Here is a 10972-nt window from a genome sequence, read left to right as displayed (position 1 = left end):
TGTGCCTGCTCATCGCCGCGCTTCAATGCCAGCCGAAACCACGCGCCGCCTGACGCGCTTCATTGTTCACGGGCGACTAAATAAGGGATACGAGCGATGAGAGCGCGCTAGGACGGATCGCTTCCTGGGCAATTGGGCAGCGCATCTGAGTTGGTCTGTTCGAAGGCTGCGGTAGCCTGCATATTGGTCGGGATGAAGCGGCTTAGTCGCGAGTCAACCGGGTGACTTCGCAAACGGCAGGCCAAAGCTGTTCGTTCCACTCTGTTCCGCGGTGATCCACGAGCGCACTGAAGAGGTGAACGTGCTTCGACCTGTGCCCTAAAGAATATGGCCGTGTTATTCCAACCGGCCTTGCCCATCTTCGCGCCGATTGGGGTCTCGATCAAGAAATCCCGATTTTGTTCTGACCGCAGCATGCGCTGGGAAGGTGCAATAACGCCTGGTTGCGGGGCGCAAGCGGGGTCGAGGCTCTTGAAGATTAGCGATTGAGGTGCATGGCCACCGTACCCGCGCGCGAGGTATCGGCAAGGCCGGAGGAGCGAAGTACGCCGCCACTAATGTTGTTTCCTCGGTCAGCAGCCCAACAAGCCAACAAGCGCGCAACAACTCAATATCCAATACACCGAGGCCGGATACGACAGCTGCATCTTACGCCTCGTTCATGCACGCCTCGGGCGCACAGCTGACGAGCTCACGCCGAGGAACTTCGGGCTGAACGGCCTCTGCCTCTACGTCTTATATCCAGTGCACCTGCTATTGCAGCGCCGCGTGTAAAAAAATTTCTCCGGCTATTGACATTAGCTTTAAGAGCACACATGAGTTTCGTCGTAGGCAAACTCTTTTCGGTGGAGGAAATTAGTAAGAAGCATGATGGCTTCTCAATTCTCCCCGATATGTGGCCGCGAGTCGCGCAGGATTCTGGCTGGCCTGACCCTGCAAAAGTCAAGCTCGCGCCCTCGAGATCTGTCGAGCAATGCAATTCGAAGATGTCGAGGAAGGACCTACAAATCCATAATGAATGGGGAAAGCTGACCACCCTATCATTTTGGCAAAAGGGGAACCGCGGCATGGGGTCCAACCAAATCCATGCGGCAACAAAACGGAAGGAGTTACAAAATGAACAACGGACGATACATCGCAGGTAGGCATGATCAATTCCGGCGTATGGTTCTGAAGGGAATGGCTGCTTTGGGTATTACGGCTATGGCAGTCGGCTCGATACCGGGCTCCGCCTCGGCTGAGTCGCTCCTCGATAAGATCAAGAACGGAGAGACAATCCGGATCGGCTACTCCAATGATGCTCCTTGGGCCTTTCCCGGCGAGAACAATGAATCCCTGGGCATTAGCAACGCGATCATACTGGCTGTTCTAAAAAAGATGGGCGCCACGAAAATCGAGCCGGTCGTGACCGAATGGGGTTCTCTCATCCCCGGCCTGCAGGCCGGTCGTTTTGACGTTATTTCCGACGCCATGTACGTCCGGCCTGAGCGTTGCCGGAATGTGCTGTTCAGCGATCTGATCGCTACCGTCAACGATGCGCTGGTTGTGCCCACGGGTAATCCGAAAGACCTGCATTCCTTGGAAGACACCCGTAACAAGGGCGTGACCGTTGTCACAGGCTCTGCCTTCTCCTCGCTCAAGAACGCGCGCGATATCGGTATCGCCGACGACAAGATCATGCAGGTCCCTGGTTACGCGGAAATTATCCAGGCTATTAAGGCGGGCCGCGCCGACGTTGGAGTCGGCGACTACTTGGGACTGAAGAAAGCTATAGGCAACGATAAAAACCTCGCGCTCGCCGAGCCGTACACCCAGTCCAGCAAGCCCGGCAATCCCGCTTTTGCCTTCCCGCTCAGTGAGAAAGCGGCGGTCGATTCCTTCAACGCGGCAATGAAGGGTTATATCGGCTCCGATGAGATGATGGCATCGGTCAGCAAATATGGATTCGATAAATCGATGTTGCCGGGCGACAGTAAAACCGCTGACCTCTGCAAGGATTGAACCAGCAAAGTGACGGAGTGCGTCTGACCGCCTTCCAGACAAAGCAGGAAGGCGGTCAGACGCAACTGGCCATAGAGGATGCAGACAGATGCTCGGCTTTAGCGTGGCGGCACTCGCCAAGGGCCTTCTGACCACCCTTCTCGTAACCCTCGGGGCATCTCTAGTGGCTGTCGTGCTGGGCGTGGTGGTCGGTCTAATCCGCGTCTCGGCTCATTGGCCGCTGCGGGCGGCTGCGATCGCATACATTGAGTTCTTTCGCGGCACCTCGCTTCTCGTCCAGCTCTACTTGTGGTTCTTTGTGCTGCCGTTCTTCGGTGTCGCTCTTTCGCCATGGACCGTCGCCGTCCTCGGCGTCGGAATGAACGTCTCCGGATATGGGGCCGAGGTGGTTCGCGCCGCCATCGAAGCTGTTGATCGCGGCCAGTACGAAGCGAGCACCGCACTCAACTTCCCGCGGCTCACAATGATGCGCCGTATCGTGATGCCCCAGGCGATTCGCGCCATGTTGCCGCCCTGGGGCAACCTGATGATTGAATTGCTTAATGCTACCTCGCTCATCTTCTTCGTGACCATCACCGAGTTTACCACCGCATCCAAGCTGGCAGCCGACGCTACCGGCAACTACTTGCTGTTCTTCGCGGTGGCGCTGTTCGGCTACTACGTGATCGCGCGCGCCCTCATCACGCCTTTTGTGCGCTGGCTAGAGCGCCGCCTCTCCAGTGGCTTCGTGCGGGAGTCACTGGCATGAACATTTGGGATTGGTCCTATGTATGGCAGGCGTTGCCGCATCTCTACGGCGGCGCGATTGTCACGGTTGAGGCCACACTGCAAGGCTTCTTGATCGCGCTGGTGCTTGGCCTGGTCTTCGCGCTGATCCGCCAGTCGCCGAATCGCTACGTGGCCGCTGCAATGACAGAGATCGTTGAATTCGTCCGCTCGACGCCGCTGCTTTTACAGCTGTTCTTCGTCTATTATGTCGGCCCCCAATTCGGCATCGTTATCCCCGCCTGGACCGCCGGCATCGGAGTGCTCGGCATCCACTACGCCGCCCTTTGCTCGGAGTGCTATCGCGCAGGGATCGAGAATGTGGATAGTGGTCAGTGGGAAGCGTGCACTGCGCTCAACCTGCCACGGACACGGACTTGGCGCGCCATCATCCTGCCGCAGGCGATCCCACCCATGGTGCCTAGCTTGGGCAATTACTTGATTGGTATGTTCAAGTCGACGCCCATTCTTGCGGCCATCTCGATTCTTGAGATGCTTCAGCAAGCAAAAAGTTTCGGCGCGGAGAATTACCGCTTCATCGAAGCGATCGCCATGGCCGGTTTTTTCTACCTTGTGCTCACACTGGTCGCTTCGGCAATCGTGCAGTCGGTGAGCTTCTGGCTCAACCGCCGCTATCATCTGCGATAAGGGGTTCTTCATGAACGAACGCATGGTCCGCTTCGAGAACGTTACCAAGCGATACGGCGCGCTCACCGTGCTGGACGGGCTGAACCTCGATATCGCCCCCAACGAGAAGGTTTCCATTATCGGCCCTTCGGGTTCGGGCAAGACCACCGTGCTGCGCACCCTGATGACGCTGGATCGGATTCAAGGGGGGGTGATCTGGGTCGACGGAGTGCCGCTCACGCACATACAGAAGAATGGAAGGATGGTGCCGGCGAGCGAGCGGCATCTCAGACGCGTACGTGGCAAGATCGGGATGGTGTTCCAGCATTTCAACCTGTTCCCGCACCTGACAGCCTTACAGAACTGTATGGAGGCACCCGTCTCGGTTTTGGGACTGCCTAAGAAGGAGGCCGAGGCCCGCGCTGCCGGACTTCTCGACATGGTGGGGCTCGGCGACAAGAAGAACCACTTCCCGATACAGCTTTCCGGCGGGCAGAAGCAACGCGTCGCGATCGCTCGTGCGCTCGCCATGCGGCCCAAGGTGATGTTGTTCGACGAGGTGACGTCGGCGCTGGACCCGGAGCTCGTCGGGGAGGTGCTCAACGTGATCCGCAAGCTGGGTGCCGAGTATGACCTCACCATGCTGATGGTCACTCACCAGATGGGTTTCGCCAAGGAATTCTCCGATCGCGTCTGTTTTTTCCACGGCGGCAAGATCGTCGAGCAGGGCCCACCCGACCAGCTGTTCGGCAACCCGCAGAACGAGCGGACGCGGCAGTTCCTCAGTGCGGTGCTGGAAGCGCGATAAATAGCGCCGGCTTAACTGCGGCCCAATTTGGCAAACTACATGTCTCTTACTTGGCGTTGATTTAACGATGATTAGAGCTCAGAAGCTCCAACACCGGAGCGCATCGTTTGCAGAGACATTCGATGATGCGCACCTGGATACGTTGCCATTGTCAGCGAATAGGCAATCGTCGGATGAGAATTCCTCTTGCTACAAGAAGTGCGTTCATTGCCAGAGTGCGGGCGCATGGCGGACATGGATGATGCCCCCCGCTGGCCGCTCCGCAAAGTCATGGCACGGGGAAATTGACACGCGGATGTGCCGCACCGTGCGGGGATCACGAAGCGCGTTCAGCGCCTCAATGGACCCTGCAGTGGTATGGGGGACTTGCCCAGTGATTCACGAACAGGTCGACTGTGTCGAGTGCAAGCCGTTGCAGGCATCTCCTCGGCTGCTCGCTTCACGGGGCGATCTGTAGACGGAACCTGCTGGCCGGAGACTGGCCCATCTCGCCAAATCGGAGGAGCAAGGGAGGGTGAAATGAAGCTCAGTGAATACGTGCAATACGATGCCACCGGCTTGGCGAGGCTCGTGAATGCCGGTGAGGTAACTCCTATAGAACTGACACGCCTGGCCCGCGCAGCTTATGACGAAGTCAACCCTCGCATCAACGCCGTCATCGAATTCTACGAAGATGCCGAGAGTCTTGCGGGCGCAGATTCCGGGTTCTTTAGAGGCGTACCATTCCTTCGCAAGGATCTCGGAGCCAGCGAAGCTGGCCGACTTCAGGAGCGGGGAAGCCGTCTGTTCAAAGGTCAGCGCCCGATGGCGGACAGTTTCTTTTTTCGTCGCGCCCGGGTCGCTGGGCTCCGGACTCTCGGACGAACAACAACGCCGGAGCTTGGGTTATCAGGGGCGACCGAAACCATCCTAAATGGCATTACCCGCAATCCATGGAATTTGGAACGCACTGCGGGGGGCTCGTCCGGGGGATCCGCAGCGGCGGTCGCCGCCGGTGTCACTCCGATTGCGCATGCGAACGACAGTGGCGGATCGATACGTGGTCCTGCAGCATGGTGCGGTGTTGTTGGGTTGAACCCGTCTCGAGGTCGTGTTTCAGGCGGGCCGGAACAGCAGGACACAGAGTTCGGCCTCCATCGAGAATTTGTTCTTTGCCGGACAGTGCGTGATATGGCTGCAGCCCTGGACGTTTTTTCCGGTTCTCATCTCGGCGATCCGTTTGTCATTGTCCGGCCAAGTCGGCCCTATGTGGAGGAGCTTTCCCAACCCACCGGCACTCTGCGGGTCGGGATCGCGAGGACCACATGGGGCGAACTCGATCTTGAACCGGAAGTCTTGCAAGCAGTCGACTCGACTGCCTCACTTCTGGAGGAAATGGGTCACCAAGTGAGCGAGATCGGGCCCCCATTTGATTTCCAAATGTTCACCAGAATAATTCTCCTGTGTTCAGATCTCGGCGCAAGTTCGCTCGAAGCGTCGGCGCGGGCGATGGGCCGCACTATTAGCGCGGACACTTTGGAGCCGGTGAGTCTCAAACTCTACGAACGGAGCCGCAATAAACCTCTATCGATCTGGAACGACGTGAATGAAGGCTTCCGGCGAATGCGGTTTCAGGTGGCCGAGGCGATCGACTCCTTTGACATCGTGCTGACTCCCACGCAACCCGTCGTAGCATCTCCGCATGGCGGCATTTATAGCTTGACCAACCCGACGATCTCTGCCGAAGAGTGGACGAGAAAAGGCTATATGGCCTGCCATCGACCTATCTTCAATATTACCGGACAACCTGCGGTATCCTTGCCTTTGGCACAAAGTATCGACGGGTTGCCAATCGGCCTTCAGATAGTCGGTCGCTTTGGTGACGAGGCCACACTGGTCCGTGTCGCACGCGATCTGGAGGAAGCCAGACCGTGGAGGGCCCGACGGCCAAAAATTCAAGCAGGGAGCCTCTGACAATCAGACATCGGTATTTTCTCTTGGGGTCAGTGCGGCTACGATTTGTTATCGCCGCCTAGATCACCACAACGGCCTCCCCATGCGCTGTATTTGCGCAGACGTCGCGTTCGTTATACCGGGACCGAATTGTTAATGTCGCTATGGCCGTGGTCATAATCGTTAGGCTGCTCCAATAACGAATAAACCTCACACCTCTTCATCCACCCCCTTAAATGACTGAAGCCGATATTAGGAGCCGAAATGGATAAGGTATATATGGATAAGGTATATCCCGACGCACGCACCGCACTGAACGGGCTCCTTTTCGATGGGATGCTTATAGCTGCTGGCGGATTCGGACTATGTGGTATTCCTGAGCTTCTGATAGCAGCGATCCGCGACGCCGGTACCAAAGAACTCACCATTGCATCGAACAATTGCGGCATCGACGACTTCGGTCTGGGCGTGCTGCTCAGGACTAAGCAGATTAGGAAGATGATCTCGTCCTATGTCGGTGAGAACGCCGAGTTCATGCGCCAGTATCTGAGCGGAGAACTGGAACTTGAATTCAATCCTCAGGGGACACTTGCCGAGCGCATGCGGGCAGGGGGCGCCGGTATCGCCGGCTTCTACACCAAGACTGGTGTCGGCACGGTTGTTGCCGAAGGCAAGGAGGTGAAGACCTTCAACGGCGAGGCTCATGTGCTCGAGATCGGCATCGTGGCGGACCTGTCGATCGTCAAGGCCTGGAAGGCCGACACGTCAGGCAATCTCGTCTTCCGCAAGACCGCCCGCAACTTCAATCCGCCGGCGGCGACCTGCGGCGAGATCTGCGTGGCCGAAGTCGAGGAGATCGTGCCCGCCGGCAGCCTCGATCCCGATCACATCCACCTACCGGGGATCTATGTGCATCGCCTGATCCAGGGCGAGCACGAGAAACGCATCGAACAGCGCACCACGCGCGCGGCGGCTTGAGAGCAGGGGAGACGAGATGGCCTGGGACAGGAACCAGGTGGCGGCACGGGCTGCCCGCGAGCTTGAAGACGGCACCTATGTCAATCTCGGCATCGGCATTCCGACCTTGGTGGCCAATTACATCCCCGAGGGCGTCCATGTGACGCTGCAGTCGGAGAACGGCCTGCTCGGCATCGGTCCGTTCCCGACCGAAGACGAGATCGACGCCGACCTCATCAACGCCGGCAAGCAAACGGTGACGGCCTTGCCGCACTCGGCCTTCTTCGATTCAGCGCAAAGCTTCGCGATGATCCGCGGCGGCAAGATCGCCATGGCGATCCTCGGCGCCATGGAAGTCGCAGAGAACGGCGATCTCGCCAACTGGATGGTCCCCGGCAAGCTGGTCAAGGGCATGGGCGGCGCCATGGACCTGGTCGCCGGTGTCAAGCGGGTCGTCGCGGTCATGGACCACACCAACAAGGCCGGCGAATCCAAGGTGCTCAAGGCCTGCACACTGCCGCTGACCGGCAAGGGGGTCGTCGACCGGATCATCACCAATCTTGGTGTTCTTGACGTCGTCGAGGGCGGCCTGAAGCTCGTGGAACTCGCCGATGGCGTGACCGACAGCGTGCTGCGCGCGGCAACCGAAGCCACGATCGTCAACTGACCCGGAGCCTTGTTTGCGCCGAGGTCGAAACCTTGTCGGTCCAACCATCAACGGAGCAACTGTTATGAGCACCCCATCCATCGTCGTCGCCAGCGCCGCCCGTACCGCGGTCGGTTCCTTCAACGGCGCCTTCGCCGCCACGCCGGCGCATGAGCTCGGCGCCGTGGTCATCAAGGAATTGCTCGCCCGGGCGAACGTCGAGGCGGCGGAAGTCGACGAGGTCATCCTCGGTCAGGTGCTGACCGCCGCGCAGGGTCAGAACCCCGCCCGCCAGGCTTCGATCAATGCCGGCCTGCCGAAGGAGACCACTGCCTGGGGCCTCAACCAGGTTTGCGGCTCGGGCCTGCGCGCCATCGCGCTCGGCATGCAGCAGATCGCCACCGGCGACGCCAAGGTGATCATCGCCGGCGGCCAGGAATCGATGTCGCTGTCGCCGCATGCCGAGCACCTGCGCGCCGGCGTCAAGATGGGCGACTACAAGATGATCGACACCATGATCAAGGACGGCCTGTGGGATGCCTTCAACGGCTACCATATGGGCAATACCGCCGAGAACGTCGCCCGCCAGTTCCAAATCACCCGCGACGATCAGGATGCGTTCGCGCTCGCCTCGCAGAACAAGGCCGAGGCCGCGCAGAAGGCCGGCAAGTTCAAGGACGAGATCGTCGCCTTCACCATCAAGGGCAGGAAGGGCGACACCGTCGTCGACCAGGACGAGTACATCCGCCATGGCGCAACGCTCGACGCCATGACCAAGCTGAAGCCCGCTTTCGACAAGGACGGCACCGTCACCGCAGCCAACGCGTCCGGCATCAATGACGGCGCCGCCGGCGCGCTGCTGATGACCGAGGCCGAGGCTGCGCGCCGCGGCATCACCACGCTGGTGCGCATCGCTTCCTGGGCGACCGCCGGCGTCGATCCGGCGATCATGGGCACCGGGCCGATCCCCGCGTCCAAGCGGGCGCTGGAGAAGGCCGGCTGGTCGGTCAAGGACCTTGACCTGGTCGAGGCCAACGAAGCCTTCGCCGCGCAGGCCTGCGCCGTCAACAAGGGCATGGGCTGGGATCCCTCGATCGTCAACGTCAATGGCGGCGCGATCGCCATCGGCCATCCGATCGGCGCTTCGGGCGCCCGCGTCTTCAACACGCTGGTCTTCGAGATGCGCCGCCGCGGCGCCAAGAAAGGCCTCGCGACGCTGTGCATCGGCGGCGGCATGGGCGTCGCCCTGTGCGTGGAAGCGCTTTAGGGAGGGACTCCCGCGGATGCTTGCGCCACAAACTGGCTTTGCGACGTCTCCGTCGCCGGCAGATTCGCATTGCAGCGGGACTTCTCGTAGCTTTAGGCTTTAGCATTGAGACTGGCGCTATTGGCGAGCTTCGTTGGCCGACCGCGTCGGCACCCTGCATTCGTTAAGGCCTCATCATGCCGAGATACAGGGGATACAGGGCAGTTACGGGCTGCCGCTTCGCTGTTGAGCTGGGCGAAACTTGGGATGTCGGTCGGCCAGTCTTCCATCAGTTAATCCCCCGAGGCGGCAGGTTTGTGGAACAATGCGTCAATTGCTGGTCCGCTACGACAGTCGTCCGCAGTTTCCTAGTGCGCCGTCCAGCCGCCGTCGATAGAGATCGATGCGCCGGTGATCGAACGCGCCATGTCGCTTGTGAGATAGACTGCGAGCGAAGCCACTTCCTCGATCTCGACGAAACGCTTGGTTGGCTGCGTTGCCAGAAGCGCGAGCTTTGCTTCGTCTTCGCTGATGCCGCGGGTGCGAGCCTGGTCCGGAATCTGTTTCGCGACCAACGGCGTCCAGACGTACCCTGGACAGATGGCATTTACGGTGATGCCAAAGGTGGCGACTTCAAGCGCAATGGTCTTGGTTAGACCGGCGATTCCATGCTTGGCTGCCACGTAGGCGGACTTGAAGGGAGAGGCCACAAGCGCATGCGCCGATGCGATATTGATGATCCGCCCTCGGTTGCGTTGCTTCATCGCCGGAATGACCGCCTTCGACGCGAGAAAAGCGGAAGACAGATTTACCGCTACGATCGCATCCCATCTCTCCACCGGGAAGTCCTCTACGCTGGCGACAAACTGTATCCCCGCGTTGTTGACGAGCACTTCGGTTGGACCCAATGCAGCGTGCGCGTCCTTCACCATCGCCTCGATCTCTGCCGGCTTAGTCATGTCGGCCGGAGAATAAAGTACCTCGACGCCGTAGGCATCCCGCAGCTCACGCTGAATCGCTTCGATCTCGGGCGGCGCTCCGAAGCCGTTGACTGTGACGTTCATTCCCTGAGCGCAAAGGCCACGAGCGACACCCAATCCGATGCCGCTGGTCGAACCGGTTACTATGGCGTTACGTCTTCCTGTCATGATTGCTCTTCCCTAGCGGCGCCGAGGTGGAGGTCCGGGACATCGCGTTTGTGAGTTTCCCAGGGGTCGACAGCCTATATCAAGGTGCGCAGGACGTTCTCCACTCGATCGTGACCCACACAATGGAGTAATGGCTGTGGCGTCGCTTCGACGGCGACGTACTAATCGCCCTTTTTCTACTACGCTTTCAATCGTTGATGAGAACCATTTCGACCGGTATCATTTAGGACGAAAGGAGTAGAATTCCTCCCTACCGACGACATGTTCCCGTTTGCCAACGGTCAGACTTGCCAACCGGTCTAGCACTAAGCATGGCTGCGCGACTCCAGACGCTCGCGCTCGTCGCGGGTCATCGAGCCTATCGGCTAAATGCATGGCAGGTGCGGGCATCGTCGCTCCAAATGAAAATGGGACCGGAACTCGTCCGGGTCCCAAGCCAGAAATCCTGGAATCGTTCAGCCCGCCAAGGCGCCGGAGTTCTTCGCCGTCCAGGTGGCGATGTAGTCCATCAGGCCGGGGTTGAGGCAGTCATAGGGCTCCAGCCCGATCGACTTCAGCTGGCTGCGAATGCCGGCCATCCGGCTTGGATCGACACCGGATTCGATGATCGAGGAGACGAAGGCGGTGAAGCCCGGAGGCGACCAGCCGTCCTCCTCGAAGCGCTCGGGATGGATGAAGGACAGGCCCTTGAACGGATGGTCGCGCTCGACCGGGCCGTGCATGTGGACGCCGCAGCCGGTGCAGGCATGGCGCTGGATCAGCGCGGCCGGATCGACCACTTTCAGCTTGTCGCCGTTCTCCGTGACCGTGACGTCGCCCGTGCCGGCAACGGCCACCACCGA

At 59.6% G+C, this 10972-nt stretch carries 10 protein-coding genes; 8 read left to right on the top strand and 2 right to left on the bottom strand.

From position 1 onward, the window contains the following. Positions 1 to 1116 precede the first annotated feature (1116 nt). The 8 genes from ehuB to ACWGS9_RS32770 all read left to right on the top strand — a co-directional run bounded on the left by ehuB (position 1117) and on the right by ACWGS9_RS32770 (position 9003). The gene (ehuB, locus tag ACWGS9_RS32805) at positions 1117 to 2001 is read left to right on the top strand and encodes an ectoine/hydroxyectoine ABC transporter substrate-binding protein EhuB (RefSeq protein ID WP_454509126.1); all 885 of its coding nucleotides are present in this window, start codon (positions 1117 to 1119) and stop codon (positions 1999 to 2001) included. A gap of 88 nt (positions 2002 to 2089) precedes the next feature. Further along, on the top strand, positions 2090 to 2749 hold the full coding sequence (gene ehuC / locus ACWGS9_RS32800) for an ectoine/hydroxyectoine ABC transporter permease subunit EhuC (protein ID WP_454509125.1): 660 nt from the start codon (positions 2090 to 2092) through the stop codon (positions 2747 to 2749). Then, the gene (gene ehuD, locus ACWGS9_RS32795) at positions 2746 to 3414 is read left to right on the top strand and encodes an ectoine/hydroxyectoine ABC transporter permease subunit EhuD (protein WP_454509124.1); all 669 of its coding nucleotides are present in this window, start codon (positions 2746 to 2748) and stop codon (positions 3412 to 3414) included. The genes ehuC and ehuD overlap by 4 nt, the downstream gene beginning before the upstream one ends. Before the next feature lie 10 nt (positions 3415 to 3424). Then, complete coding sequence (gene ehuA / locus ACWGS9_RS32790; RefSeq protein WP_454509123.1) at positions 3425 to 4201, top strand: ectoine/hydroxyectoine ABC transporter ATP-binding protein EhuA; 777 nt, start codon at positions 3425 to 3427, stop codon at positions 4199 to 4201. A gap of 519 nt (positions 4202 to 4720) precedes the next feature. Next, entirely contained in the window at positions 4721 to 6154 is a 1434-nt protein-coding gene (locus ACWGS9_RS32785; RefSeq protein WP_454509122.1) for an amidase, read from the top strand. A gap of 258 nt (positions 6155 to 6412) precedes the next feature. After that, positions 6413 to 7111, top strand: coding sequence for a CoA transferase subunit A (locus ACWGS9_RS32780; RefSeq protein WP_454509127.1), 699 nt, complete (start codon positions 6413 to 6415; stop codon positions 7109 to 7111). Positions 7112 to 7127: 16 nt separating this feature from the next. Then, positions 7128 to 7757 carry a CoA transferase subunit B gene (locus ACWGS9_RS32775; RefSeq protein ID WP_454509121.1) on the top strand — a complete coding sequence of 210 codons (630 nt, stop codon included), beginning with the start codon at positions 7128 to 7130 and terminating at the stop codon, positions 7755 to 7757. Positions 7758 to 7821: 64 nt separating this feature from the next. Further along, positions 7822 to 9003: an acetyl-CoA C-acetyltransferase gene (locus tag ACWGS9_RS32770; RefSeq protein ID WP_454509120.1), complete on the top strand. Its 1182-nt coding sequence runs from the start codon at positions 7822 to 7824 to the stop codon at positions 9001 to 9003. Positions 9004 to 9350: 347 nt separating this feature from the next. On the opposite strand, the gene ACWGS9_RS32765 is transcribed toward ACWGS9_RS32770, so the two are convergent. Further along, the gene (locus ACWGS9_RS32765; protein WP_454509119.1) at positions 9351 to 10130 is read right to left on the bottom strand and encodes a 3-hydroxybutyrate dehydrogenase; all 780 of its coding nucleotides are present in this window, start codon (positions 10128 to 10130) and stop codon (positions 9351 to 9353) included. A gap of 455 nt (positions 10131 to 10585) precedes the next feature. Then, positions 10586 to 10972: S-(hydroxymethyl)glutathione synthase (locus ACWGS9_RS32760; RefSeq protein WP_454509118.1), on the bottom strand; the 387-nt coding region annotated here is incomplete at its 5' end.

It is taken from the genome of Mesorhizobium sp. Arg314, assembly GCF_053714275.1.
This window is presented reverse-complemented; position numbering and strand designations above follow the sequence as displayed.

Excerpts from the sequence above, each read along its gene's own strand:
- ehuD (WP_454509124.1), top strand. The coding sequence starts at position 2,746 with ATGAACATTTGGGATTGGTCCTATGTATGGCAGGCGTTGCCGCATCTC.
- ACWGS9_RS32765 (WP_454509119.1), bottom strand. The coding sequence starts at position 10,130 with ATGACAGGAAGACGTAACGCCATAGTAACCGGTTCGACCAGCGGCATC.
- ACWGS9_RS32785 (WP_454509122.1), top strand. The coding sequence starts at position 4,721 with ATGAAGCTCAGTGAATACGTGCAATACGATGCCACCGGCTTGGCGAGG.
- ACWGS9_RS32780 (WP_454509127.1), top strand. The coding sequence starts at position 6,413 with ATGGATAAGGTATATCCCGACGCACGCACCGCACTGAACGGGCTCCTT.
- ACWGS9_RS32770 (WP_454509120.1), top strand. The coding sequence starts at position 7,822 with ATGAGCACCCCATCCATCGTCGTCGCCAGCGCCGCCCGTACCGCGGTC.
- ehuC (WP_454509125.1), top strand. The coding sequence starts at position 2,090 with ATGCTCGGCTTTAGCGTGGCGGCACTCGCCAAGGGCCTTCTGACCACC.
- ACWGS9_RS32775 (WP_454509121.1), top strand. The coding sequence starts at position 7,128 with ATGGCCTGGGACAGGAACCAGGTGGCGGCACGGGCTGCCCGCGAGCTT.
- ehuB (WP_454509126.1), top strand. The coding sequence starts at position 1,117 with ATGAACAACGGACGATACATCGCAGGTAGGCATGATCAATTCCGGCGT.
- ehuA (WP_454509123.1), top strand. The coding sequence starts at position 3,425 with ATGAACGAACGCATGGTCCGCTTCGAGAACGTTACCAAGCGATACGGC.